The organism is Pseudomonas sp. ML2-2023-3 (genome assembly GCF_037055275.1).
Lineage (GTDB): Bacteria > Pseudomonadota > Gammaproteobacteria > Pseudomonadales > Pseudomonadaceae > Aquipseudomonas.
Window position 1 is genome coordinate 2429775 of sequence record NZ_CP146343.1, and the last position, 24913, is coordinate 2454687.

Consider the following 24913-nt stretch of genomic DNA (forward strand, 5'->3'; position numbering starts at 1 on the left):
CTTAGCGGTCCACGTCGGCCATAACGAAATCGATACTACCCAGGTACGCAATCAAGTCCGCGACCATTTCACCTTTGATCACCGAAGGGATCTGTTGCAGGTGCGGGAAGCTTGGAGTACGAATCCGGGTGCGGTAGCTCATGGTGCCGCCATCGCTCGTCAGGTAATAACTGTTGATGCCCTTGGTCGCTTCGATCATCTGGAAGGATTCGTTGGCCGGCATGACCGGGCCCCACGAAACTTGCAGGAAGTGCGTGATCAAGGTCTCGATGTGCTGCAGCGTGCGCTCTTTAGGCGGCGGCGTGGTCAGCGGGTGATCCGCCTTGTACGGGCCTGCCGGCATGTTGCGCATGCACTGCTCGATGATTTTCAGGCTCTGACGCATTTCTTCGACACGCACGATGCAACGATCGTAGGCATCGCCGTTGGCTGCCAGCGGGACTTCGAACTCGAAGTTCTCGTAGCCCGAATACGGGCGCGCTTTACGGATGTCGAAATCACAACCGGTCGAACGCAAGCCAGCACCGGTGACGCCCCATTCCAGGGCCTCTTTGGTGTTGTAGGCGGCAACGCCGATGGTACGGCCACGCAGGATGCTGTTGTCCAGAGCGGCTTTCTGGTACTCGTCCAGACGCTTTGGCATCCAGTCGATGAATTCCTGAACCAGCTTTTCCCAACCGCGGGGCAGGTCGTGTGCAACGCCGCCGATGCGGTACCAGGCCGGGTGCAGACGGAAACCGGTGATGGCTTCGATCACTTTGTAGGCGCGCTGACGGTCGGTGAAGGTGAAGAACACCGGGGTCATGGCGCCCACGTCCTGGATGTAAGTACCCAGGAACAGCAGGTGGCTGGTGATGCGGAAGAACTCGGCCATCATGATGCGGATGGTATCGACCCGATCCGGAACCTTGATGCCGGCCAGCTTCTCGACCGAGAGCACGTACGGCAGGTTGTTCATCACGCCGCCGAGGTAGTCGATACGGTCGGTGTACGGGATGAAGCTGTGCCAGGACTGGCGCTCTGCCATTTTCTCGGCACCACGGTGGTGGTAGCCGACGTCTGGCACGCAGTCGACGATCTCTTCACCGTCCAGCTGCAGGATGATACGGAAGGCACCGTGGGCCGAAGGGTGGTTCGGACCCAGGTTGAGGAACATGTAGTCCTCGTTTTCGCCCGAACGTTTCATGCCCCAGTCTTCTGGACGGAAGCGTGCGGCTTCTTCTTCCAGTTGCACCTTGGCCAGGGTCAGGCTGTACGGGTCGAACTCGGTGGCACGGGCCGGGAAGTCCTTGCGCAGCGGGTGACCTTCCCAGGTCGGCGGCATCATGATGCGCGACAGGTGAGGGTGGCCTTTGAAGTCGATGCCGAACATGTCCCAGACTTCGCGCTCGTACCAGTTGGCGTTCGGCCAGATACCGGTCACGGTCGGTACGCTGAGGTCGCTCTCGGACAAGGCGACCTTGATCATTACGTCACTATTACGTTCAAGCGACATCAGGTGATAGAAGACGGTGAAGTCCGCACCCGATGGCAGGCCCTGACGCTTGGTACGCAGACGTTCGTCTACACCGTGCAGGTCATAGAGCATGACGTAAGGTTTTGGCAGGTTGCGCAGGAAGGTCAGGACTTCAACCAGTTTTGCGCGGGTAACCCAAAGCACCGGCATGCCGGTGCGCGTGGCCTGGGCGGTGAACGCCTCAGGGCCAAAGCGGGTATTGAGTTCGACAACCACATCTTGGTCGTCAGCCTTGTAAGGCGGGATGTACAGAGCGGAGCCTGTAGTCATGGTTTTTTTATCGCTTTCGGTCAACGTAAAGAATGAAGCCAGGGTTTCGTTCTATTGATAGAAACGGTGCTGGATCAGACTTCGTCGGGGCTGCGCAGGTTGGTTACCTGAATACGCTGTTCACGGCGCTGTTCCTTTTGGGACGGCATCTCGGCGCGGTAAACGCCTTGCTCGCCGACAACCCAGGAAAGTGGGCGACGCTCCTGGCCAATCGACTCTTGCAAGAGCATCAAACCTTGCAGAAAAGCCTCAGGGCGGGGTGGGCAGCCTGGCACGTAAACGTCCACGGGCAGGAACTTGTCGACCCCTTGAACCACGGAGTAGATGTCGTACATGCCACCGGAGTTGGCGCAAGAACCCATGGAAATAACCCACTTAGGCTCAAGCATTTGCTCATAGAGACGCTGAATGATCGGCGCCATCTTGATGAAGCAGGTACCGGCAATAACCATGAAATCCGCCTGACGCGGCGATGCCCGGATAACTTCGGCGCCAAAGCGTGCGATGTCGTGGGGCGCCGTGAAGGCGGTAGTCATTTCCACGTAGCAGCAGGACAGGCCGAAGTTGTACGGCCACAGGGAGTTTTTACGCCCCCAGTTGACCGTGCCGTTCAGCACGTCTTCCAGCTTGCCCATGAAGATGTTTTTGTGGACTTGATCTTCTAACGGATCGGCAACGGTTTCCCGTGTGCCGATCGGGTATTGCTCGTTAGGAGCATCCGGGTCGATCCTGGTGAGTTCGTATTGCATTGCCAAAGCCTCATTGTTTCAGCTTGGCCTGCCGCTTACGACGAGCTTCCGGTGCCCAATCAAGAGCACCCACCCGAAATAGGTAGACAAGGCCTGCCAACAGAATTGCTATGAAAACGAGAGCTTCGACGAATCCGGTCCAGCCGCTTTCGCGAACAGACACAGACCATGCAAAGAGATAGAGGGCTTCGATATCGAAGATCACGAACAGCATCGCGACCAGATAGAATTTGGCTGAGAGCCGCAAGCGGGCGCCACCGGTGGGTAGCATGCCGGACTCGAACGGTTCGTTTTTGCTGCGACCCCAGGCTTTTGACCCGAGGAGGCTGGAGACACCGAGCATGAAGGCGCAGAGGCCGACAACGCCGAGAAGGAAAATGGCAAAGCCCCAGTTGTGGGCTATGAGTCCTGTCGCTTCGGGCATGCTGGAAATCCTTAACAGAGAGCAAAGGTCTCTGAGCTTAAAAAGGTAATAAAGCAGTGACGTTATGTCGCAGTGCTATTGATTGCCGGGATTTTATGGCTAAACACCCAGCAAGTAAATTTTCTAAGATGAATTAATTCAGTCCTTTAGTGGTATGGCCTTCCTGGAATGTGCTGTAAGCCTTGTGGCACGGGCATTACAGCGAGTTTTGTTGATTATGTTTTACAGCGCCGGTAATCAACAACAGCAACTCTAAATGATAATCAATATTGTTTAAGTGCGGCGCGGTGCTTTGTACCGGTTGAAGTTGGCTTATATAAGCGCACTTCGCAAGTTTTGAACTTGGCTTTTTAACCCGGTTTCTGTTTTCGGTTATGGATCTGGGTCAGGGTTTTGTCGGATGGGCCTGATTCCTGATTCTTCTGATCCAACTCACCATTCTGATCCCGTAGTCGCTGCCGAGGAACGAAGGCTGCGAGCTGTTTATATGCCGCCATGAAAATCAAAAGCTCGCAGCCTTCGTTCCTCGGCAGCGACTACGTTTGGTGTTTGGTGTTTGGTGGTGGTAATGGGAGTTAGCAGGCAAAAAAACGCCCCGAGCCAGTCGGGGCGTCATGTGCGAGGCATTGCGTTTTTGCTTTACGAGCCGGGCAATGGCCGTGGTTCCACTATCAGTGGAACTGTTCTTCTTCAGTCGAACCGGTCAGGGCAGTGACCGAAGACGAGCCACCCTGGATCACGGTGGTCATGTCGTCGAAGTAGCCGGTGCCCACTTCCTGCTGGTGAGCCACAAAGGTGTAACCCTTGGCGGCGTCAGCGAATTCCTGCTCTTGCAGTTTTACGTAGGCAGTCATGTCGTTGCGGGCGTAGTCGTGCGCCAGGTTGAACATGCTGTGCCACATGTTGTGGATGCCCGCCAGGGTGATGAACTGGTGCTTGTAGCCCATTGCCGACAGTTCGCGCTGGAACTTGGCGATGGTCGCGTCGTCCAGGTTTTTCTTCCAGTTGAAGGAAGGCGAGCAGTTGTACGACAGCAGTTGGTCCGGGTATTCCTTTTTGATCGCTTCGGCAAAGCGACGGGCTTCGTCCAGGTCAGGCTTTGCAGTTTCGCACCAGATCAGGTCGGCATAAGGCGCATACGCCAGGCCGCGAGCGATGGCTTGATCCAGGCCGGCGCGTACTTTGTAGAAGCCTTCCTTGGTGCGTTCACCGGTTACGAACGGCTGATCGTACGGGTCGCAATCAGAGGTCAGCAGGTCGGCGGCGTTGGCGTCGGTGCGGGCCAGAATGATCGTCGGTGTGCCTGCAACGTCGGCGGCCAGACGAGCAGCGGTCAGCTTTTGCACAGCTTCCTGGGTCGGTACCAGTACCTTGCCGCCCATGTGCCCGCATTTTTTAACCGAGGCCAGCTGATCTTCGAAGTGAACGCCTGCGGCGCCTGCCTCGATCATGCTTTTCATCAGTTCGTAAGCGTTGAGAACACCGCCGAAACCGGCTTCAGCGTCTGCCACGATCGGTGCGAAGTAGTCGATATAGCCCTGGTCGCCCGGGTTTTTACCGGCTTTCCACTGGATCTGGTCGGCGCGGCGGAACGAGTTGTTGATGCGCTTGACCACGGTTGGAACGGAGTCCACCGGGTACAGCGACTGATCCGGGTACATGGATTCGGCAGAGTTGTTGTCTGCCGCCACTTGCCAACCCGACAGGTAAATAGCCTGGATACCGGCTTTAACCTGTTGAACCGCTTGGCCCCCGGTCAGGGCGCCCATGCAGTTGACGAAATCTTTCTCAGGACGGAAGGACGGGTGTGCGCCCTGTGTCACCAGTTTCCACAGCTTGTCGGCACCCATTTTTGCAAAGGTGTGCTCGGGTTGAACCGAGCCGCGCAGGCGGACCACGTCAGCAGCGGAGTAATCGCGAGTCACGCCTTTCCAGCGTGGGTTTTCGGCCCAGTCTTTTTCAAGGGCTGCAATTTGCTGTTCGCGTGTCAGTGCCATGGAGATAAACCTCGTCGCATAGGTCTGGGTTGAAAAATGGTTGCTCCACCAGGCACACAACAATGTTGTTTGAAGTGAGTGCGTGAATGGCTGCTCGCTATGGGCGGTACTGGCCCCAGGGCCTTTGCAGGGCCTCTGATCAGCGGGAGCGGGGCCATCATGCCCTTGCATTTTTGAGGCGTCAAATGTTTTGTAGTGCTTTTTTAATAACACTACATAATTGCGGAAAAACGACTCGTCAGTCAGTTTTGGCCCTTTTGGTCGAGTGCGTCGACTTTCACTCGTACAGTCATGTCATCCCGACTTTGAGTAGAGTAGGTGCGGGTTGTGGGCGATTGGCGGGATAAATTGCGGCCGCTGATGCCGGCCAGGGTTATCCATTGGCCCAGGGGGCCGCTGACTTCTGTGTCGGTACTTTGTGTTTCCACTACATCAGAACGCTCCTGGCTCATTCGGTCACGATTTGTACGGATGGACAGATGTACGGTATTTCCCGTGACGTTGGCGGTGACGTAAAACCCGCGGGTTACATCGCGGTAATCGGTCTGGCTCAGCATGCGGCCATAGGCATCGGTCTGGCTGCTGGTCAGTGGCACGGTGCTGCCCGTCTGGATCAGGGCGGGTACGCCTTCTGTGGCTTGAATCTGTTGGGTGCCACCTTCCCGGCTGGCGGTGCTGTAGACCCGGGCATTGCTGTCGGGCGGGCTGTTATCGCTGGTATCAACACTGATCAGCAAGCGCCGGGCCGGCTTGTCGAGCTTGGCCAGCAGCTCCTGCAGGCTCTGGATTCTCGCTGCCGGGGCGTCGACGATCAGTTGATTGCCGTAGGCGCTTACTTTTCCGGTGATGCCGATATAGTCCCGGGCTATCGGCAGCAGGCTGGCGCTGGTGCGGTTTTGCAGGGTAATGACCTGGGTTTCGGCGATCGCGCTGGCGCTGACTATCAGCAGCAGACTGGCGATAAAAGGGCGTAGTGGCATCTGTGTTTTCTCCGCGGTGCTCGAGAGGGCGATGGGAAGAGTGTGGCAGATAGCAAAACGCCCTGCGATCCGGGGATGGCAGGGCGTTTTGGGGTTGCCTGGTTCTTGTGGGAGGGCGTGATGATCAGCTCCCGCGCACCATATCAACGTGGGGAATCCCTGCTTCCAGGAATTCGTCGCTGACAATCTTGAAGCCCAGGCGCTCATAGAACGGCGTGGCATGCACTTGTGCGCTGAGCATTTGCTGCTTGAGGCCGCGTTTTTCAGCTTCCTCGATCGTGGCTTGCATCAACGCGTCGCCGACTTTCAGGCCGCGCCAGTCCTTGAGGACTGACACGCGGCCGATATGGCCGTCCGGCAGCAGCCGGGCGGTGCCAATCGGAAAGTCGCCTTCATAGGCCAGAAAATGCACTGCATCGGCATCGTCTGCATCCCACTCCAGTTCTGGAGGTACAGATTGTTCGGCAATAAACACCGCCTCACGAATGCGTCGAAGTTCGGCGTTGTCCTTTTGCCAGTCGGCGACACGTACGTGAATGCTATTCATCAGCGAACCCCAGGCTTCCTTGTTTAACCAGCTCACAGAGCAGGTTGCGTCCATCTTCATCGGCCAGCCATGTGCCGAGGTTGTCACTGTGCAGCGCATCGGCGGCACAAATCATTTTCAGCAGCTCGCGCAGCTTGCCCGGCAGCAGGCGGCTCTGGCCGCTGGCGAACAGCAGCAGGTCCTCATCGACTTCGGACCAGGCCAGGCGGGCGCTCGGGTTGCGGATCAGGATCGCGCCCTGTTCCAGGCTGCCCAGCAGGTCTTCTTCTTCGAGTTCAGGGCCGACCACGAGTTCCGGATAACGTGGCTCGGTCATGAACTGGCCGAACCAGGTCAGCAGCATGCGCTCGTCGCTCATGTGCTCGGTCAGCAGGCTCTTGAGGCGGCCCAGGGCGTCGTGCTGGATCTGGTGCGGGTCGCTGACCGGCTGCGCGTCGGCGTCGGTGTAGCGGTCTTCGTCCGGCAGGTACTGGCTGAGGAAGTCGGTGAAGTGGGTCAGCACTTCAGCGGCGCTCGGCGCGCGGAAGCCCACCGAGTAGGTCAGGCAGTCGTCCACGGCGACGCCGCAGTGGGCCAGGCGCGGCGGCAGGTAGAGCATGTCGCCGGGCTCCAGGGTCCACTCGTCGGTGGCCTGGAAGTCGGCCAGGATGCGCAGGTCGGCGTGCTCCAGCAGCTTGCTCTCGGAGTCGCACATCTGGCCGATCTGCCAGTGACGCTGGCCGTGGCCTTGCAGCAGGAACACATCGTAGTTGTCAAAGTGCGGGCCCACGCTGCCACCTGGGGCGGCGTAGCTGATCATGACGTCGTCGATGCGCCAGCTAGGCAGGAAACGGAAGTTTTCCAGCAGCTCGTTGACTTCAGGTACGAACTGGTCGACCGCTTGCACCAGCAGGGTCCATTCGCGCTCAGGCAGTTTGCCGAATTCGTCTTCAGCGAACGGGCCGCGGCGCAATTCCCATGGGCGCTCGCCGTGTTCGATGATCAGGCGCGATTCGACTTCTTCTTCAAGGGCCAGACCGGCCAGTTCGTCGGCGTCGATCGGGCTTTCGAAGTCAGGAATGGCCTGACGGACCAGCAGCGGTTTTTTCTGCCAGTAGTCGCGCATGAACTCGCGTGCAGTGATGCCGCCCAGAAGTTGAAGAGGAATATCAGGATTCATGTGTAACCTATTGAAAAAATGCACTTTGTAATCGGGAATAAAAACGCCCGGCACGGCCGGGCGTTAATAGGTCGTTGCAGCGATCAGATGCGCTTGGCTTGCTCGACCGCGTTGCCAATGTAGTTGGCAGGGGTCAGCAGTTTCAGCTCGGCTTTGGCCGCTTCCGGCATTTCAAGGCCGTCAATGAAAGTTTGCAGTGCTTCAGGGCTGATGCCCTTGCCGCGGGTCAGCTCTTTGAGCTTCTCGTACGGGTTTTCGATGTTGTAGCGGCGCATTACGGTCTGGATCGGCTCAGCCAGGACTTCCCAGCAAGCGTCCAGGTCAGCAGCGATTTTCTGAGCGTTAAGCTCAAGCTTGCTGATGCCTTTGAGGCTGGCTTCGTACGCGATCACGCTATGGGCAAAGCCCACGCCGAGGTTGCGTAGTACGGTGGAGTCGGTCAGGTCACGCTGCCAGCGGGAAATTGGCAACTTGCTGGCCAAATGCTGGAACAGGGCGTTGGCGATACCCAGGTTGCCTTCGGAGTTTTCGAAGTCGATCGGGTTGACCTTGTGTGGCATGGTCGAGGAACCGATTTCGCCGGCAATGGTGCGCTGCTTGAAGTAGCCCAGGGAGATGTAGCCCCAGATATCGCGATCGAAGTCGATCAGGATGGTGTTGAAGCGGGCGATTGCATCGAACAGCTCGGCGATGTAGTCGTGCGGTTCGATCTGGGTGGTGTACGGGTTGAAGCCCAGGCCCAGTTCGTCTTCGATAAAGGCGCGGGCGTTTTCTTCCCAGTCGATCTGCGGGTAAGCCGACAGGTGGGCGTTGTAGTTACCTACGGCGCCGTTGATTTTGCCCAGCAGCGGTACGGCTGCAACCTGAGCGATCTGACGCTCCAGGCGGTAAACCACGTTGGCCAGTTCTTTGCCCAGGGTGGTCGGCGAAGCCGGTTGACCGTGGGTGCGCGACAGCATGGGCACGTCAGCGAACTTGATGGCCAGTTCGCGGATGGCCTGGGCGGTTTGACGCATCAGCGGCAGCATCACGTCATCACGGCCTTCGCGCAGCATCAGGGCGTGGGACAGGTTGTTGATGTCCTCGCTGGTGCAGGCAAAGTGGATGAACTCACTGACGTTGGCCAGTTCAGGCAGCTTGGCAGCCTGTTCCTTGAGCAGGTACTCAATGGCTTTGACGTCGTGGTTGGTGGTGCGCTCGATCTCTTTGGCGCGCTCGGCGTGTTCCAGGGAGAAGTTTTCGGCCAGTTCATTCAGAACGGCGTTGGCTTGCTCGGAAAAAGCCGGGACTTCAGGGATGGCAGCGTGAGCAGCCAGGCGCTGGAGCCAGCGAACTTCAACCAGGACGCGAGCACGGATCAAGCCGTATTCGCTGAAAATTGGGCGCAGGGCCTGGGTTTTGCCGGCGTAGCGGCCGTCAACAGGGGAAACCGCAGTGAGCGAAGAAAGCTTCATGGGGTGTTCTCGGACAGTCGGGCAACGAAATGGGGCGCGTATCATACATGAAAAAACGGCCGGTCCGTTGCCAAGTGACCGGCGTCATACGCGTATCGATTTTCAAACCTGTGCCAGCTGGCGTGCTTCAGTTGCCGCGCAGCATCGGATAAAGCTCTTTGAGCAGCTTGCGGCGGCTGATGACCAGCTGCCAGCGGTGGCCACCCAATTGACGCCAAAGCCGCGCTGAGCGGATACCGGCCAGCAGCAGGGCGCGAATTTTTGATGCGTTGTTCGGTTGTTGCAGGTTGCGCATGTCGCCGTGTACCTGGATTCGCTGACGCAAAGTGCTCAGGGTGTCCTGGTACAGCGCGCCACAGGCGGCCACCACGTTTTCGTGGGCCGGGCCGAAGTGCTCGACCTGGGACTGGATCTGCGGCAGGCGTTTGCCGATCAGTTCCAGCATGTCATTGCGCTTGGCCAGTTGGCGTTCAAGGCCCAGCATCGACAACGCGTAGCGCAGGGGTTCGCGCTGCAGGGTGTTGGGGTCGCGCTCAAGGGCGCCAATCAGGGCTCGATAGCCTTCTCGCAGGTTGATGTCGTCACCGCCAAACACTTCAAGCGTGTCCTTGGGGTCGCGCACCAGCAGGCTGCCGAGCATGCAGCTCAGGTCGGCCTCGCTGACCTGTCCGGTCTTGGCGATCTTGTCCACCAGCACGGCGGCCAAAAACACGCCCCCCAGGGCTACCAGTTGCTCCTGAGTGGCGTTCATGTCCGGTTGCCCTTGCTGGACCATGGCTCGGCCACTTCGATCACACCGCCGCCCAGGCAGACTTCGCCGTCATAAAACACCACGGACTGGCCGGGAGTGACCGCCCGTTGCGGGTCGTCGAAGGTCGCGCGATATCCCGTAGCGGTTTTTTCCAGGGTGCAGGGTTGATCGCTTTGGCGATAGCGAACCTTGGCTGTCAGGCGCAGCGGGGTGCTCAGGTCGATCGGGTTGACCCAGTAGATTTCGGAGGCGAGCAGGGCGCCGGAGAACAGCCACGGGTGATCATTGCCTTGGCCAACGATCAGTTCGTTGTGTTCCAGGTCCTTGATCAGCACGTACCACGGCTCGTCGCTGGCGTCTTTAAGGCCGCCAATGCCCAGGCCCTGGCGCTGGCCGATGGTGTGATACATCAGGCCGTGGTGGCGGCCGATCACTTCACCTTCGGTATTTTTGATCTCGCCAGGCTGCGCCGGCAGGTATTGCTTGAGGAAGTCGCTGAAGCGGCGCTCGCCGATAAAGCAGATCCCGGTGGAGTCTTTTTTCTTCGCGGTGGCCAGATCGTGCTTTTCAGCGATCCTGCGCACTTCGGGTTTTTCCAGTTCGCCGACCGGAAACAGGGTCTTGGCGATTTGCTCGCCGCCAACGGCGTGCAGGAAGTAGCTTTGGTCCTTGTTAGGGTCCAGGCCCTTGAGCAGTTCGGTGCGGCCATCGATGTCGCGACGGCGCACGTAATGGCCGGTGGCGATCAAGTCGGCACCGAGCATTACGGCGTAGTCGAGGAACGCCTTGAACTTGATTTCGCGGTTGCACAGGATGTCCGGGTTCGGCGTGCGACCGGCCTTGTATTCGGCCAGGAAGTGCTCAAACACGTTGTCCCAGTACTCGGCAGCAAAATTGGCGGTGTGCAGCTTGATGCCAATTTTGTCGCACACGGCCTGGGCGTCTGCCAGATCATCCATGGCGGTGCAGTAATCAGTACCGTCGTCTTCCTCCCAGTTCTTCATGAACAGGCCTTCCACCTGGTAGCCCTGCTCCATGAGCAGAACGGCGGAAACGGAAGAATCGACACCGCCGGACATGCCGACGATGACGCGCTGCTTTTCGGGGGCGACTAGGGCTGGATCACGCATAAGGTTTCAATGAGTGTCTTGAAAAAGGACGCGATTCTAGCAGGCCCGAGCGCTCAAGGCTAAACCGAAGGGCGGATTAACGTCAGGTCGAACAGTTTACCGTCCAGATAATCGTCGATGCACTGCAGGGTAAGCTCGCTGCGCCAGCGTTCACGCTGGGCTATCAGCTCGTCGCGGGTCAGCCACAGCGGGCCGATAATGCCCGTGTCCAGTTGGTATTCGGGGTGGTGCTTGATGGCCTTGCCGGCAAAGCAGATACGCTGGTAGGTCACGCCATTGCTGGGGGCGGTATACAGGTAAATGCCGATCACGCCGGTCAGTTCGACGTCGTAACCGGTTTCTTCGAGGGTTTCGCGGATGGCGGCCTCGATCAGGCTTTCGTTCGGGTCCAGATGCCCGGCCGGTTGGTTGAGCACGGCGAGGTCGCGCTTGAGCTCTTCAACCATCAGGAAGCGGCCATTGTCTTCGACGACAGTGGCGACGGTGATGTGGGGTTTCCATTCCATATTGTTCACTCCTTGGGGGTGAGATGTTGTAGTCGCTGCCGAAGGCTGCGTTCGGTTGCGAAGAAATCGTTATGCCGTGTAAAGAGTTTGACCGAGAGATCGCATGCGTTGATTTTACGCCGGCTTCGCCGTCGATCGCAGCCTTCGGCAGCGACTACAGGGTTGCGAGCACCGTAAAAACACAAACCCCGGCGTCGTGGGCCGGGGTCTGTGGTGTTGCCTGTTGCTCTTACACCAGTGAGGCGATGATCGCGTTCAGCGTGGCGCTAGGGCGCATTACTTTGCTGACCTTGTCGGCATCGGCGTGGTAGTAGCCACCGATATCGACAGGCTTGCCCTGCACGGCGTTGAGTTCGGCAACGATTTTTGCCTCGTTCTCGGCCATGGCTTTTGCTACTGGAGCAAACTGGGCTTGCAACTCTTTGTCTTCAGTCTGGGCAGCCAGGGCCTGAGCCCAGTACAGCGCCAGGTAGAAGTGGCTACCGCGGTTGTCGATGTTGCCGACTTTGCGCGATGGCGATTTGTTGTTGTCGAGGAACTGGCCGGTAGCCTGGTCCAGGGTCTTGGCCAACACCAACGCTTTCGGGTTGTTGTAGGTCGTGCCCAGGTGCTCCAAGGAGGCAGCCAGTGCCAGGAATTCACCCAGCGAGTCCCAGCGCAGGAAGTTTTCTTCCAGCAGCTGTTGAACGTGCTTGGGGGCCGAACCGCCTGCGCCGGTTTCGAACAGACCGCCGCCATTCATCAGCGGAACGATCGACAGCATCTTGGCGCTGGTGCCCAGTTCCATGATCGGGAACAGGTCGGTCAGGTAGTCACGCAGAACGTTGCCGGTTACCGAGATGGTGTCCAGACCCTTGCGGGTGCGCTCCAGGGTGAACTTCATGGCGTCTACCGGGGCCATGATGCGGATGTCCAGGCCGCTGGTGTCGTGATCCTTCAGGTAGGTTTCTACCTTTTTGATCATTTCAGCGTCGTGGCTACGCTTTGGATCAAGCCAGAACACGGCCGGGGTGTTGCTGGCGCGGGCGCGGTTGACGGCCAGTTTGACCCAGTCGCGGATCGGCGCGTCTTTGGCCTGGCACATGCGCCAGATATCGCCTTCTTCGACGTTCTGTTCCATCAGCACGTTGCCGTTGCTGTCAGTTACCCGTACAACGCCCGGGGTCTTGATCTGGAAGGTCTTGTCGTGGGAACCGTATTCTTCGGCTTTTTGCGCCATCAGGCCAACGTTTGGCACGCTGCCCATGGTGGTCGGATCGAAGGCGCCGTGTTGCTTGCAGTCTTCGATGGTCGCCTGGTAGATGGTGGCGTAGCAGCGATCCGGGATCACGGCCTTGGTGTCTTGCAACTGGCCTTCGGTGTTCCACATTTTGCCGGAATCACGAATCATGGCCGGCATCGAGGCGTCGACGATAACGTCGCTCGGCACGTGCAGGTTGGTGATGCCTTTGTCAGAGTTGACCATGGCCAGCGCAGGGCGGTTGGCGTACACGGCTTCGATGTCGGCTTCGATTTCAGCTTGCTTCTCGGCTGGCAGCGCCTTGATGCGGGCGTACAGGTCGCCGATACCGTTGTTCAGGTTGAAACCGATTTCTTTCAGGACGTCGGCGTGTTTTTCCAGCGCATCCTTGTAGAACTCAGCCACGATCTGACCAAACATGATCGGGTCGGAGACCTTCATCATGGTGGCTTTCAAGTGAACCGAGAACAGTACGCCCTGTTTCTTGGCGTCTTCGATTTCGGCCGCTACGAACTGGCGCAGGGCTTTTTTGCTCATGACGGAGCAGTCGATGATCTCACCGGCCTGGACGGCGGTTTTTTCTTTCAGGACGGTGGTGGTGCCGTCTTGAGCGATCAGTTCGATTTTAACGCTGCCCGGTTCTTCGATCAGGGCGGCTTTTTCGCTGGCGTAGAAGTCGCCTTCGCTCATGTGAGCGACGTGGGACTTGGAGTCTTTCGCCCAGGCGCCCATTTTGTGCGGGTGCTTGCGAGCGTAGTTCTTGACCGACAGCGGTGCGCGGCGGTCAGAGTTGCCTTCGCGCAGAACCGGGTTTACGGCGCTGCCCATGACTTTGCTGTAACGCGCTTTGACTTCTTTGTCAGCGTCAGTGGTCACGGTTTCCGGGTAATCCGGGATATCAAAGCCCTGCGCTTGCAGTTCCTTGATCGCGGCCTGCAATTGCGGGACCGAGGCGCTGATGTTAGGCAGCTTGATGATGTTGGCTTCAGGAGTAACGGCCAGGGCGCCCAGTTCGGCGAGGTGGTCTGCTACAGCCTTGTCACCCAATTGCTCGGGGAAGCTTGAGAGGATGCGGCCTGCCAGAGAGATGTCGCGCGTTTCAACGGCGATATCGGCGCTGGCGGTAAACGCCTCGATGATAGGCAGCAGTGAATAGGTGGCGAGCGCCGGAGCTTCGTCGGTGAAGGTGTAGATGATCTTCGAACGGTTGGGCATTTCGGATTAACTCTCTTCTTTGCTGAGCGTGCTCAGATACTCGAGATGCGCAGGGTAGGCGCTTTCGTTCACAGTGAACAATGAGCCGAAAGTCGAGGTTCTTCGCGGTGATTGAATGCATCAGTAGAGCGTCAAGCGGTCGAGCCGGGGTAACGGCTCAGCCTTTCTAGGCCTGAAAGACTCATTCCAGTAGGTGTTTCACTGTGACTCCGTGGTCACCGGCGCAGTATACATAGGTCACTAAGGTTGCTGCGAGGGGGGCGGCCTATCACGAATCATCAATTGGTCTAAGTCCCTGCGTCAAAATGCCCTTATTGTTGGTGCTTTAGCCCGTGTTTGCGGGTTTTTTCGGCAATCTTCACCTTTCTCCCAGATGGAGCAGGCATAAAAAAACCGGCCGGTTCAATGATTGAATCGGCCGGTTTTCTTTTGCAGTGGGTCAGACCGAGAGGCTCGTCACCTCTTGCACAGTCGCCTGTGCGCTGGCTGGAACTTGAACGTTGGTGATAGCAACAGCATGCAGGCCCTTGGGGCCCTGGGTTATTTCGAAACTCACAGGCTGGCCAGCCTTGAGGGTCTTGTAACCATCCATCTGGATTGCTGAAAAATGTGCAAAAAAGTCGATTGGGTTTCCGTGTTCATCGATGCCTTCCTTGGCCTGCGTATTAATAAAGCCAAAGCCTTTCGCGTTGTTGAACCACTTGACCTTGCCTTGCATACTCATATCCCTCTGCTGCAAACAACTCCATCACTGGAGTATCATCCAGTTCACTCGCACAGAAACCAGTAATTATGGTTGACTGTGCGGACCATTTTTCCCACTGTGGGCACTAATGGTTGTAACACCGTTTTACCGATAGTCAAGGTCACGCGGCGGCGCGGTTGAAATTTGAGACGTGTGCCTCCATCACTGTATCTGTACAACCTACGACGAACCTTTTTTTCCATGCATGCAATCAGCCAGACTCGACTAACATTCAATCAGGATCATCCGGATTTTGATGACGAAGATTCCGCTGGCTTGGCTGTGCAAGAGGCTAAGCCTGCGCTTCAGGCGCCGCCGATGTACAAGGTGGTTTTGTTTAATGATGACTACACTCCCATGGATTTTGTTGTCGAAATCCTTGAGGCGTTTTTTAACTTGAATCGCGAATTGGCGACCAAGGTCATGCTGGCCGTCCATACAGAAGGACGGGCTGTGTGCGGCATCTATACCCGCGACATTGCCGAGACCAAGGCGGCGCAGGTAAACCAGTACGCACGCGAAAGCCAGCATCCGCTACTCTGTGAAATCGAGAAGGACGGTTAACGCCGACCACTTGGGTATGAGGTGAAGCCATGTTAAATCGCGAGCTCGAAGTCACCCTCAATCTTGCCTTCAAGGAAGCCCGCTCCAAACGTCATGAGTTCATGACGGTTGAGCATCTCCTTTTAGCGCTTTTGGATAATGAGGCGGCCGCAACCGTTCTACGCGCCTGTGGCGCAAACCTCGACAAACTCAAGCATGACCTGCAAGAGTTTATTGACTCCACGACACCCCTTATCCCTGTCCACGACGAAGACCGCGAAACGCAGCCAACCCTTGGTTTTCAGCGTGTCTTGCAGCGTGCCGTATTCCACGTGCAGAGTTCCGGCAAGCGTGAAGTAACGGGCGCCAATGTACTGGTTGCCATCTTCAGCGAGCAGGAAAGCCAGGCTGTGTTTCTGCTCAAGCAGCAGAGCGTGGCGCGCATTGATGTGGTCAACTTTATTGCCCACGGCATTTCCAAGGTGCCGGGGCATGGCGACCACACTGACAGCGATCATGAGATGCAGGATGAAGAGGGTGGCGAGTCGTCGTCTTCAAGCAATCCTCTGGATGCCTACGCCAGCAATCTGAACGAGCTGGCCCGCCAGGGTCGCATCGATCCGCTGGTTGGGCGCGAAATGGAAGTTGAGCGCGTTGCTCAGATCCTGGCCCGTCGTCGCAAAAACAACCCGTTGCTGGTCGGTGAGGCAGGTGTGGGTAAAACCGCGATTGCCGAAGGTCTGGCCAAGCGCATCGTCGACAATCAAGTGCCTGACCTGCTGGCTAACAGCATCGTCTACTCCCTTGATCTGGGCGCGTTGCTGGCGGGTACCAAATACCGCGGTGATTTCGAGAAGCGCTTCAAGGCGTTGCTCGGCGAGCTGAAAAAGCGTCCACAAGCGATTCTGTTTATCGACGAAATTCACACCATTATCGGTGCTGGCGCGGCTTCTGGCGGGGTGATGGATGCCTCCAACCTGCTCAAGCCCTTGTTGTCTTCGGGCGACATTCGTTGCATCGGCTCCACTACGTTCCAGGAATTTCGCGGAATTTTCGAGAAAGACCGTGCCTTGGCGCGACGTTTCCAGAAAGTCGATGTGTCCGAACCTTCGGTTGAAGACACCATTGGCATTCTGCGCGGGCTTAAAGGTCGTTTCGAGCAGCATCACGGTATCGAATACAGCGATGAGGCCCTGCGTGCAGCGGCTGAGCTGGCTTCGCGCTATATCAATGACCGTCATATGCCGGACAAGGCCATCGATGTGATCGACGAGGCTGGCGCCTACCAGCGCCTGCAGCCGGTCGAGAGCCGGGTCAAGCGCATTGAAGTGGCGCAGGTGGAAGATATCGTGGCGAAAATCGCCCGTATTCCGCCAAAACATGTCTCTGTCTCTGACAAGGAACTGTTGCGCAACCTAGAGCGCGACCTGCGTCTGACCGTATTCGGCCAGGATGCGGCAATCGATTCGTTGTCCACGGCGATCAAGTTGTCCCGTGCCGGGCTCAAGTCGCCAGACAAGCCTGTGGGTTCGTTCCTGTTCGCAGGGCCGACCGGTGTCGGTAAAACCGAGGCCGCGCGCCAGTTGGCCAAGGCGTTGGGGATCGAGCTGATCCGTTTCGACATGTCCGAGTACATGGAGCGTCACACCGTATCGCGTCTGATTGGTGCGCCTCCGGGCTATGTCGGTTTCGATCAGGGCGGTTTACTGACTGAAGCCATCACCAAGCAGCCTCACTGCGTGTTGCTGCTCGACGAAATCGAGAAGGCCCACCCTGAAGTCTTTAACCTGCTGTTGCAGGTCATGGATCACGGCACGCTGACCGATAACAACGGGCGCAAGGCTGACTTTCGCAATGTGATCGTCATCATGACCACCAACGCGGGGGCTGAAACGGCTTCTCGGGCTTCGATCGGGTTTACTCATCAGGATCATGCTTCCGATGCGATGGAAGCGATCAAGAAGAGCTTCACCCCCGAGTTCCGTAACCGCCTGGACACCATCATCCAGTTTGGTCGCCTCAGCCACGAGGTTATCAAGCACGTGGTGGACAAGTTCCTTACCGAACTGCAAGCCCAGCTGGAAGACAAGCATGTGCAGCTTGAAGTGTCGGATGCGGCTCGCGGCTGGTTGGCGGCGGGTGGCTATGATGCTCTGATGGGTGCACGCCCAATGGCGCGTTTGATCCAGGACAAGATCAAGCGTCCGTTGGCCGAGGAGATTCTCTTTGGGGAGCTGGCCGACCATGGCGGTGTAGTACACATCGACCTGGAGAATGGCGAGTTGACCTTCGAGTATGAAACCTCAGTTGAAATGGCTTGATGTGACATCGCAGTAAAAAAAGGCGCCTTCGGGCGCCTTTTTGCTGTCTGCAATCAGGTGGTCGGGCTCAGCGCGGTGTTGCGCTCCAGTACCGGGTAGCCCAGGGCGGCAATATGGTGATGAACGCGACGGTAGTCGCGCAGCACGCGCTGGAAGATGTCTCCGGATTCTGCCCATGCCGTCTTGTCATTCTGCAGCTTGCGAAAGTGTTCGCGGCTGGCTCTTGCTTCCAGCTTGCGCATGGTCTCCTTGTGGCTGATCAGTGCATCTGCAGCGGCTACGTCTTCGCGCAAAAAAGCGGTAATGGCCAGGTTCAGGCTGTCCAGCAGGGCCAGGTGCATGGCCTGGATGTGAATCAGCTCGAACGAAGAGAAGCGTTCACCCCGGCGAGTCCTGCGAATAGCCAACTGCGCCAGGTTGTTGAGGATGTCACCGGCATGTTCCAGATTGATCACGAACATCAGGACTTCCTGGGCGCGGTCGGCATCGGCATCGCTCAGGCCATCCTGGCCGATGTCGGCAAGATAAGCGCGGATCGCCGCACTTAGCAGATCGATGGAGTGATCCAGCTGGCGCACGTTGTCCATCGTGCGCTGATCGGGTTTCTCGAACAGCTGCAAGACCTGGTTAAGCATCAGGGATGTCATGTCCGCCAGACGCAAGGCTTCACGCACACTGTTGGACAGTCCGATATTGGCCACTTCCAGCCCGGCTTCGTCCAGATACTGCGGCATGCCCGGGTCTGCTGGCGGTTCTTGTTGTGGAAATAGGCGGGTAAGCAGGCGAGCGCAAGGTTCGGTCAGGCCGATAAACACCACTGCCAGCACCAGGCTGAACGCGGTATGCAGGTAAACAACCCAGTGCGCGAGATCGATATCGGTGCCAGCCAGCCAGGTGGCTATCAGCGGCAGGCATGGCAGCAGGGCCAGGGTGCCCAGCAGGCGGATCAGCAGGTTGCCCACCGGCAGGCGTCGCGCGACTGGCGAACTGGCGCTCATCACTGACGGCAAGGCGCCGCCGATATTGGCGCCGAGCATCAGGGCGATGGCGGTGACCGGAGTCATCATGCCTGCGCCCGCCAGCGAAGCGATAAGCAGCACGACCGCGACACTGGAGTGGCAGATCCAGGTCAGCAGCACGGCGGCGAGCACTGCAATGATCACATCACCTTCCAGGCTTTGCATCACGGCGCGAAACACCGAGGTTTCTTCCATGTGGCCCAGACTGGCGCTGAGCAAGCCCAGGGCCAGCAGCATCAGGCCCAGACCAATCAATGCGCAGCCAACGCTTTCATGGCGCGAATCATCGCGCAGGCGAAAGATGATAAAGCCCACCAGCAAAATGACAGGCATCGCCAGCGAGGTATCGAAGCTCAGCAGCTGCACCACCAGGGTTGAGCCGATGTTGGCCCCCAGCATCACTGCCAGGGCTGGCGCCAGGCTCAAGGTGCCTGCGGCGGTAAACGAGGTTGCCATCAGGCTGACTGCCGTACTGCTTTGCAGTACGCCGGTGATACCCATTCCGGAAATCAGCGCCATCCAGCGGTTATTCAGGTTGCGCCCCATCCAGTTGCGCAGTTGGGTGCCAAAACCGCGCAGCAGGGCTGTAGAAATCATGTGGGTGCCCCATAGCAAAAGTGCGATGGCGCCCGCGAGGTTGAGCAACAGAGTGGTTCCCGACATGAGGAATCTCCACAGTACAAATAGTCATGTTTTACGAGGTCGTAATACGAAGGCACGGGCTGGCGCAGTGTTGCGCCAGCCCATGGCGGTTCAAGTCAGTACCACTGCTTGAAACGACGGATGTAGATGGTTTTCATCAGTTGCGCGACGCAGCAATAGCTGAACAGGGTGGCAACCAGCCAAGGGAAGTAGGAGAGCGGCAGCGGCTCCAGGCCAACCATGGTGCCCAGCGGCGAGAACGGCACGTAGATCCCGAGCACTATCACAATGATGGTCATCATGGTGACAGGCCATGCGGCAGTGCTCTGGAAGAACGGGATCTTGCGGGTACGCAGCATATGGACCACCAGGGTTTGCGACAGCAACCCCTCGATAAACCAGCCGGACTGGAACAGGGTCTGCATTTCCACGCTGTTGGCCGAGAACACGTACCACATCAGGGCGAACGTGGTGATGTCGAAGATCGACGAAGTTGGCCCGATCCAGATCATGAAGCGCCCGATGTTCCTGGCGTCCCACTTGCGTGGTTTTTGCAGGTACTCCTTGTCCATCTTGTCCCACGGCAAGGCCAGTTGGGAGATGTCGTACATCAGGTTTTGCAGCAGCAGGTGGATCGACAGCATCGGCAGAAAAGGGATGAAGGCGCTGGCCACCAGAACCGAGAACACGTTGCCGAAGTTTGAGCTGGCAGTCATGTTCAGGTACTTCATGATATTGCCGAAGGTCTCACGTCCTTTGAGCACGCCTTCTTCGAGTACCATCAGGCTCTTTTCCAGGAGGATGATGTCAGCCGACTCTTTGGCGATGTCCGTGCCGCTGTCCACCGAGATGCCAACATCGGCGTCGCGCAGGGCAGGGGCGTCATTGATGCCGTCGCCAAGAAAGCCCACGGTGTGGCCGTTGGCTTGCAGGGCTTTGAGCACCCGGGACTTTTGCAGTGGGGTGAGCTTGGCGAACACCGTGCGCTGTTCGACCTCCAGTTGGAGTGCAGCGTCGTCCATCGTCTCTATCTGCGGGCCCAGCAGCGGTGTGCCGGGTTCCAGGCCCACCTGACGGCAGATCTTGCTGGTGACAACCGCGTTGTCGCCGGTCAGTACCTTGACCGCTACACCGATATCTTGCAGGGCGGCAATTGCCGGGCCCGCCGTCTCTTTTGGTGGATCGAGAAAGGTCAGCAAGCCGCGGATCACCAGATCCCGTTCGTCAGCAGTGTTGTATTGCTTTTGCGCCTGGACCTCGGGGATTTCGCGGGTGGCTATCAGCAGTACGCGGAAGCCATCCTCATTGTACTCGGTGGCCAGTGCCAGCAATTGCTCGCGGCGTGTGGCATCCAGTGCAACGCGGGTGTCGCCTTCCATGACATGGGTGGCGATGCCGAGCATTTCTTCGACGGCGCCCTTGCACACCAGCAGGTGGTCGCCTCGGGTGTCCTTGACGATGATCGACAGGCGCCGACGCACGAAGTCAAAAGGCAGCTCATCGACTTTGCTGTAGTTGAGCGGCGCATTGAACTTGGGATCCTGCCGTGAAAACTGCACCACGGCCTGATCCATCAGGTTGCGAATGCCGCTTTGGTGATGGCTGTTGAGCCAGGCCAGAGCCAGTACCGACTCATCGCGTTGGCCGCTTGGATCAACGTGATGCTCAAGGATGATGTGGTCCTGGGTCAGGGTGCCGGTCTTGTCGGTGCACAGCACGTCCATCGAGCCCAGGTTCTGGATTGCATTCAGACGCTTGACCACCACTTTGCGCTTGGCCATGGCGGTCGCACCTTTGGCCAGGTTGGCGCTGACAATCATTGGCAGCATTTCCGGAGTCAGGCCAACCGCCACTGCCAGGGCAAACAGGAAGGCATCGCCCCAATCGCCCTTTGAGAACCCATTGAGAAAAAACACGATGGGCACCATGACCAGCATGAAGCGGATCAGCAGCCAGCTGACGCTGTTGACCCCGCGGTCGAACGCGGTTTGGGTGCGAGAGCCGACGATTGCTTTGGCCAGCGAGCCGAAGTAGGTGCGCGGACCGGTGGCCACCACTACGGCCCGGGCGGTGCCGCTGACCACGTTGGTGCCCATGAAGCAAATGTTGGGCAAGTCCAGCAGATTGCTCTGGTCGGCCGCGGTGCTGGAGGCGGACTTTTGTGTCACATCCCCCAGGGTGTCGTATTTCTCCACGGGCAAGGCTTCGCCGGTGAGCACGGCCTGGCTGATAAACAGGTCCCGGGACTCGATCAGGCGGATGTCCGCCGGGATCATGTCGCCCGCTGACAGCTGCACGATATCCCCGGCGACCAATTCGCGCATCGGCACCTCATGGACAGAGGTTTTGCCGCTCGCTGTGTCCCGCCGAACGACAGTGGCGGTGGTGCGGACCATAGCTTTGAGGGCTTCGGCGCTCTTGGCAGAGCGGTGTTCCTGCCAGAAACGCAGCAGGCTGCTGAGGCCGACCATCAAGCCAATGATGATGACTTTGGTCAGGTCGCCTTCTTCGCCATCGCGCTCCGGCAGCCAGTAGTCGGTGACAAAGCTGATAACGCCCAGGGTCAGCAGTACATAGATGAAGGGGTTGTGCAGGGCCAGCAGAAATTGCACCAGGGCGTGAGGTGGCTTGTCGTGAGCCACCTCGTTGTAGCCATCGCTTTGCAGGCGTTCGGCGGCGTCCTGCTCGGTCAGGCCTGCGGTGGTGGCGCGTACATTGGCCAGAGTGGCCGAGAGACCGTTCTGGGCTTCCCGAGCGGCACGCATGGACAGTTTGTTATTGTCGCTGGCGTTGTTCTTGTCCCGAACTTCAGTGTTTTTTACGGCGCTCATGATGAGTACTCCTGTCGCCAACTCTTGACCGTGCATATGTTGATTTACCTTTTAAGAGGCGAGCCAATATATGCCGAGTCGCAAACTTCGCAATCGGTTTGGTTGAAGTGTTAAGTGCGCTTTATATTCCCGCTGCGGCGAGGTAATTAATATTCGCGCAGCGGGTAACTACTGGCTTCTTCCATAAGGAACTCCAGTTCATTAATACGTGTTTTAATGGGGTGGAACTTAGCGCAAAAAGCGACTCTGCGGGTCCTGAGAGTCGGCCATGCTCCAGCGCTGTTCCAGTTGGCCGGTGGCCGGACTGACGCGCCATTGCACTTGGCGGTGCGCAGGTTTTACGCCGGTTACGGGGATGGAGAAGGGGGATTTTGCCGAGCGAGCATAGGTGGGCTCGCGGGACAGTTTCACGCGCATGCTGGAGGCAAAGGCGCGAACGCCGGGTAGAACATGGGTTTTAAAGGTCATAACACACCTCGTGACCGGACTGCTGCCGGTGAGGTCGTTACGTTGGAGCGTCAGGCTCTAGCGCAGTTGACCCCGCCGTGCAGGCGAGTCCCGTCAATGTCTGGGTTGGGCGTCCGGATCTCCGTATTAACGGTGACCGGACAGCGACTAGATACTGTGTCCATTGGCTTCTTTTGTGAAGTTTATAGGCGGCCTGAATGACCGACCTGTGCAATCTACTCAGTGGGTGGTGGTGCGTCAACTTTAAAACCCGATAAGTGTGGCTGGTACAGCAACGGTTCAGGAAGTTTGAAAGTTATTGGAGTGGTTCGCCGGGCAGGTCATTAATATGACAGGGAAGTTACAGGTATAGAAGTTTGAAGTGCGCAGCACTTATTGTTGGTGCGGGATATTCGCCTGGCCACACACACCTTGTGGGAGCGGGTGCGGTTAAGCTGGAATATCGCGCCGCTTGCATCGCGGGCAAGCCCGCTCCCACAGGTCCTGGGTACAGACTCAAATCGCAGACAAACAAAAACGCCCGGCAGAGCCGGGCGTTTTGTATTGACTTGATTAGCGAGCGCGGTAAGTGATGCGCCCTTTGCTCAAGTCATAGGGCGTCAGCTCGACGCGCACTTTGTCACCGGTAAGAATACGAATGTAGTTCTTGCGCATCTTGCCGGAAATATGCGCGGTTACGACGTGCCCATTTTCCAACTCCACACGAAACATGGTGTTGGGCAGGGTGTCGACGACAGTGCCTTCCATTTCGAAGCTGTCTTCTTTCGACATGCAGTAAAGCCCTCGGTGTCCAATGAATGGCCCGGTGCAACTGCGCCAGGCAAAAGCGGCGTGCATTGTGCCCGAAAAATGGGGTTTAAGCCAAGGGTTCAATCAAGAGAGCTCCATCTCTGATTAATCAGCAGCTCAATGGGCCTGTATTCGGTCTTGTAATTCATCTTTTTGCAGTTCTTGATCCAGTACCCAAGGTACAGCGCATCCAGCCCCAGGCGCTGCGCTTCTGCAATTTGCCAGAGAATGCCGTAACGCCCCAGGCTGCGCCGCTCTTCGTCAGGGTCGTAGAAGGTGTACACGGCAGACAGGCCGTTGGGGAGCACGTCTGTGACGGCAACAGCCAGCAAGCGCCCGTCCAGGCGGAACTCGTAGAACTTCGAGAACGGGAGGTCGCGTACCAGGAAGGTTGAAAATTGATCGCGGCTGGGTGGGTACATGTCGCCGTCGGCATGCCGTTGCTCGATATAGCGCTGGTAAAGGTCAAAGTTCTCTTCGCTGAAACCAGGCTTTACCGGCCGAACCTGTAAATCGGCGTTGCGCTTGAAAATGCGTTTTTGCTGACGATTGGGCTTGAACCGGGCGACAGGAATGCGCGCAGGGGTGCAGGCATCGCACTTCAGGCAATGGGGGCGATACAGATGGTCGCCACTGCGCCGAAAACCCATTTCGGACAAATCGGCATAAACCTGCACATCCATCGGCTGACTGGGGTCGAGGAACAGCGTGGTGGCCTGTTCGTCAGGCAAGTAGCTGCAAGCGTGAGGTTGAGTGGCATAAAACTTCAGACGCGCCAGCTCGGTCATGATGGGCCCTCGGGAAATCTTTAAATTAAGTGTAAGCCAGTGTGTAAAAGTCGCCTATAAAACCCACTGTGCAGTTGTGGGTTGATCCAGGTGCTGGTGCAAATAATCGGCGAATTGCTGACGCGGGATCGAACGTGCGCCCAGGCTCTGCAGGTGATCAGTCGGCATCTGGCAGTCAATCAGCACAAAGCCCCAGGCCTTGAGGTGTTTGACCAGTGTTGCAAAACCGAACTTTGACGCGTTGTCGGCACGGCTGAACATGGATTCGCCAAAAAACAACTGGCCCATTGCCAGGCCGTACAGCCCGCCCACCAGTTCGCCGTCATCCCAGACCTCAACCGAATGCGCATGGCCGCGAGCGTGAAGTTCGATGTAGGCGTTTTGCATGTTGTCGGTAATCCACGTGCCGTCCGCATAGTCGCGCGGTGCTGCACAGGCTTGAATCACGGCGGCAAAGTCACGGTCAAAGCTGACTTGGTAGCGCTGCTGGCGCAACAGCTTGCCCAGGCTGCGGGACACGTGCAGCTCTTCAGGAAACAGCACTGTGCGAGGGTCAGGTGACCACCAGAGGATCGGCTGGCCTTCGCTGAACCACGGAAAGCAGCCGTGACGGTAGGCCTGGATCAGTCGGTCTGCCGACAGGTCGCCACCTGCGGCCAGAAGGCCATTGGGTTCGCGCATGGCTTTTGCCAATGGTGGAAATGTCAGGGTGTCGCGTTTTAACCAGGTCAGCATGGCAATCAGTCTTACAGAAGAAGGGAAGGGCGGCTGCAACTCTGTCGCGCAAGTGCGGTCTCAGTCGATCTGCCAATGAAATGCGAGCTCTGTT

Annotated in this window: 21 protein-coding genes; 2 read left to right on the forward strand and 19 right to left on the reverse strand. The window is 57.8% G+C overall.

Annotated elements, in window-relative coordinates; all coding sequences use genetic code 11:
• Window position 1 precedes the first annotated feature (1 nt).
• The 13 genes from nuoC to V6P94_RS11370 all read right to left on the reverse strand — a co-directional run bounded on the left by nuoC (window position 2) and on the right by V6P94_RS11370 (window position 14656).
• Window positions 2–1786 carry an NADH-quinone oxidoreductase subunit C/D gene (nuoC, locus tag V6P94_RS11310; protein WP_019828515.1) on the reverse strand — a complete coding sequence of 595 codons (1785 nt, stop codon included), beginning with the start codon at window positions 1784–1786 and terminating at the stop codon, window positions 2–4.
• Between the two features lie 74 nt (window positions 1787–1860).
• Window positions 1861–2535, reverse strand: a complete 675-nt coding sequence (locus V6P94_RS11315) for an NADH-quinone oxidoreductase subunit B family protein (protein WP_016780200.1) — start codon at window positions 2533–2535, stop codon at window positions 1861–1863.
• A gap of 10 nt (window positions 2536–2545) precedes the next feature.
• Window positions 2546–2959: an NADH-quinone oxidoreductase subunit A gene (locus V6P94_RS11320; protein WP_048358577.1), complete on the reverse strand. Its 414-nt coding sequence runs from the start codon at window positions 2957–2959 to the stop codon at window positions 2546–2548.
• Window positions 2960–3630: 671 nt separating this feature from the next.
• A complete protein-coding gene (gene aceA, locus V6P94_RS11325; RefSeq protein WP_003446991.1) occupies window positions 3631–4956 on the reverse strand; it encodes an isocitrate lyase in 1326 nt (441 codons plus the stop codon).
• Between the two features lie 242 nt (window positions 4957–5198).
• Complete coding sequence (locus tag V6P94_RS11330; protein ID WP_133078162.1) at window positions 5199–5936, reverse strand: secretin N-terminal domain-containing protein; 738 nt, start codon at window positions 5934–5936, stop codon at window positions 5199–5201.
• A 124-nt stretch (window positions 5937–6060) separates the two neighbouring features.
• Entirely contained in the window at window positions 6061–6483 is a 423-nt protein-coding gene (locus tag V6P94_RS11335; protein WP_133078163.1) for a GNAT family N-acetyltransferase, read from the reverse strand.
• The gene (locus tag V6P94_RS11340; RefSeq protein WP_133078164.1) at window positions 6476–7642 is read right to left on the reverse strand and encodes a JmjC domain-containing protein; all 1167 of its coding nucleotides are present in this window, start codon (window positions 7640–7642) and stop codon (window positions 6476–6478) included. The genes V6P94_RS11335 and V6P94_RS11340 overlap by 8 nt, the downstream gene beginning before the upstream one ends.
• Before the next feature lie 83 nt (window positions 7643–7725).
• Window positions 7726–9096: an adenylosuccinate lyase gene (gene purB / locus V6P94_RS11345; RefSeq protein ID WP_133078165.1), complete on the reverse strand. Its 1371-nt coding sequence runs from the start codon at window positions 9094–9096 to the stop codon at window positions 7726–7728.
• A gap of 127 nt (window positions 9097–9223) precedes the next feature.
• Complete coding sequence (hflD, locus tag V6P94_RS11350; RefSeq protein WP_019828508.1) at window positions 9224–9847, reverse strand: high frequency lysogenization protein HflD; 624 nt, start codon at window positions 9845–9847, stop codon at window positions 9224–9226.
• Window positions 9844–10977, reverse strand: coding sequence for a tRNA 2-thiouridine(34) synthase MnmA (mnmA, locus tag V6P94_RS11355; RefSeq protein ID WP_133078166.1), 1134 nt, complete (start codon window positions 10975–10977; stop codon window positions 9844–9846). The genes hflD and mnmA overlap by 4 nt, the downstream gene beginning before the upstream one ends.
• Before the next feature lie 59 nt (window positions 10978–11036).
• Window positions 11037–11483, reverse strand: a complete 447-nt coding sequence (locus V6P94_RS11360) for an NUDIX hydrolase (RefSeq protein WP_133078167.1) — start codon at window positions 11481–11483, stop codon at window positions 11037–11039.
• A gap of 229 nt (window positions 11484–11712) precedes the next feature.
• A complete protein-coding gene (locus V6P94_RS11365) occupies window positions 11713–13938 on the reverse strand; it encodes an NADP-dependent isocitrate dehydrogenase (protein WP_338649340.1) in 2226 nt (741 codons plus the stop codon).
• Between the two features lie 439 nt (window positions 13939–14377).
• Window positions 14378–14656 carry a cold shock domain-containing protein gene (locus V6P94_RS11370; RefSeq protein ID WP_133078181.1) on the reverse strand — a complete coding sequence of 93 codons (279 nt, stop codon included), beginning with the start codon at window positions 14654–14656 and terminating at the stop codon, window positions 14378–14380.
• Window positions 14657–14884: 228 nt separating this feature from the next.
• Between V6P94_RS11370 and clpS the strand changes: the two genes are divergently transcribed.
• Both clpS and clpA read left to right on the forward strand, forming a co-directional pair.
• Window positions 14885–15247 carry an ATP-dependent Clp protease adapter ClpS gene (gene clpS, locus V6P94_RS11375; RefSeq protein ID WP_019828502.1) on the forward strand — a complete coding sequence of 121 codons (363 nt, stop codon included), beginning with the start codon at window positions 14885–14887 and terminating at the stop codon, window positions 15245–15247.
• Window positions 15248–15276: 29 nt separating this feature from the next.
• Window positions 15277–17547: an ATP-dependent Clp protease ATP-binding subunit ClpA gene (gene clpA / locus V6P94_RS11380; protein WP_019828501.1), complete on the forward strand. Its 2271-nt coding sequence runs from the start codon at window positions 15277–15279 to the stop codon at window positions 17545–17547.
• 53 nt (window positions 17548–17600) lie between these two features.
• On the opposite strand, the gene V6P94_RS11385 is transcribed toward clpA, so the two are convergent.
• The 6 genes from V6P94_RS11385 to aat all read right to left on the reverse strand — a co-directional run bounded on the left by V6P94_RS11385 (window position 17601) and on the right by aat (window position 24819).
• Window positions 17601–19229 (reverse strand): Na/Pi cotransporter family protein, encoded by a 1629-nt coding sequence (locus V6P94_RS11385; RefSeq protein ID WP_133078169.1) that lies wholly within the window; start codon window positions 19227–19229, stop codon window positions 17601–17603.
• 95 nt (window positions 19230–19324) lie between these two features.
• Window positions 19325–22039: a magnesium-translocating P-type ATPase gene (mgtA, locus tag V6P94_RS11390; RefSeq protein ID WP_326398251.1), complete on the reverse strand. Its 2715-nt coding sequence runs from the start codon at window positions 22037–22039 to the stop codon at window positions 19325–19327.
• A gap of 228 nt (window positions 22040–22267) precedes the next feature.
• A complete protein-coding gene (locus V6P94_RS11395) occupies window positions 22268–22507 on the reverse strand; it encodes a hypothetical protein (protein ID WP_046809210.1) in 240 nt (79 codons plus the stop codon).
• Between the two features lie 552 nt (window positions 22508–23059).
• Window positions 23060–23278, reverse strand: a complete 219-nt coding sequence (gene infA / locus V6P94_RS11400; RefSeq protein WP_002553999.1) for a translation initiation factor IF-1 — start codon at window positions 23276–23278, stop codon at window positions 23060–23062.
• A gap of 98 nt (window positions 23279–23376) precedes the next feature.
• Window positions 23377–24084, reverse strand: coding sequence for an arginyltransferase (locus V6P94_RS11405; protein ID WP_133078171.1), 708 nt, complete (start codon window positions 24082–24084; stop codon window positions 23377–23379).
• A 54-nt stretch (window positions 24085–24138) separates the two neighbouring features.
• Window positions 24139–24819 (reverse strand): leucyl/phenylalanyl-tRNA--protein transferase, encoded by a 681-nt coding sequence (aat, locus tag V6P94_RS11410; RefSeq protein WP_133078172.1) that lies wholly within the window; start codon window positions 24817–24819, stop codon window positions 24139–24141.
• Between the last annotated feature and the right edge of the window lie 94 nt (window positions 24820–24913).

What these genes read in the sequence shown, in the direction of transcription:
- nuoC (WP_019828515.1), bottom strand. Translation starts at nt 1,786, where the DNA reads ATGACTACAGGCTCCGCTCTGTACATCCCGCCTTACAAGGCTGACGAC.
- V6P94_RS11315 (WP_016780200.1), bottom strand. Translation starts at nt 2,535, where the DNA reads ATGCAATACGAACTCACCAGGATCGACCCGGATGCTCCTAACGAGCAA.
- V6P94_RS11320 (WP_048358577.1), bottom strand. Translation starts at nt 2,959, where the DNA reads ATGCCCGAAGCGACAGGACTCATAGCCCACAACTGGGGCTTTGCCATT.
- aceA (WP_003446991.1), bottom strand. Translation starts at nt 4,956, where the DNA reads ATGGCACTGACACGCGAACAGCAAATTGCAGCCCTTGAAAAAGACTGG.
- V6P94_RS11330 (WP_133078162.1), bottom strand. Translation starts at nt 5,936, where the DNA reads ATGCCACTACGCCCTTTTATCGCCAGTCTGCTGCTGATAGTCAGCGCC.
- V6P94_RS11335 (WP_133078163.1), bottom strand. Translation starts at nt 6,483, where the DNA reads ATGAATAGCATTCACGTACGTGTCGCCGACTGGCAAAAGGACAACGCC.
- V6P94_RS11340 (WP_133078164.1), bottom strand. Translation starts at nt 7,642, where the DNA reads ATGAATCCTGATATTCCTCTTCAACTTCTGGGCGGCATCACTGCACGC.
- purB (WP_133078165.1), bottom strand. Translation starts at nt 9,096, where the DNA reads ATGAAGCTTTCTTCGCTCACTGCGGTTTCCCCTGTTGACGGCCGCTAC.
- hflD (WP_019828508.1), bottom strand. Translation starts at nt 9,847, where the DNA reads ATGAACGCCACTCAGGAGCAACTGGTAGCCCTGGGGGGCGTGTTTTTG.
- mnmA (WP_133078166.1), bottom strand. Translation starts at nt 10,977, where the DNA reads ATGCGTGATCCAGCCCTAGTCGCCCCCGAAAAGCAGCGCGTCATCGTC.
- V6P94_RS11360 (WP_133078167.1), bottom strand. Translation starts at nt 11,483, where the DNA reads ATGGAATGGAAACCCCACATCACCGTCGCCACTGTCGTCGAAGACAAT.
- V6P94_RS11365 (WP_338649340.1), bottom strand. Translation starts at nt 13,938, where the DNA reads ATGCCCAACCGTTCGAAGATCATCTACACCTTCACCGACGAAGCTCCG.
- V6P94_RS11370 (WP_133078181.1), bottom strand. Translation starts at nt 14,656, where the DNA reads ATGCAAGGCAAGGTCAAGTGGTTCAACAACGCGAAAGGCTTTGGCTTT.
- clpS (WP_019828502.1), top strand. Translation starts at nt 14,885, where the DNA reads ATGCATGCAATCAGCCAGACTCGACTAACATTCAATCAGGATCATCCG.
- clpA (WP_019828501.1), top strand. Translation starts at nt 15,277, where the DNA reads ATGTTAAATCGCGAGCTCGAAGTCACCCTCAATCTTGCCTTCAAGGAA.
- V6P94_RS11385 (WP_133078169.1), bottom strand. Translation starts at nt 19,229, where the DNA reads ATGTCGGGAACCACTCTGTTGCTCAACCTCGCGGGCGCCATCGCACTT.
- mgtA (WP_326398251.1), bottom strand. Translation starts at nt 22,039, where the DNA reads ATGAGCGCCGTAAAAAACACTGAAGTTCGGGACAAGAACAACGCCAGC.
- V6P94_RS11395 (WP_046809210.1), bottom strand. Translation starts at nt 22,507, where the DNA reads ATGACCTTTAAAACCCATGTTCTACCCGGCGTTCGCGCCTTTGCCTCC.
- infA (WP_002553999.1), bottom strand. Translation starts at nt 23,278, where the DNA reads ATGTCGAAAGAAGACAGCTTCGAAATGGAAGGCACTGTCGTCGACACC.
- V6P94_RS11405 (WP_133078171.1), bottom strand. Translation starts at nt 24,084, where the DNA reads ATGACCGAGCTGGCGCGTCTGAAGTTTTATGCCACTCAACCTCACGCT.
- aat (WP_133078172.1), bottom strand. Translation starts at nt 24,819, where the DNA reads ATGCTGACCTGGTTAAAACGCGACACCCTGACATTTCCACCATTGGCA.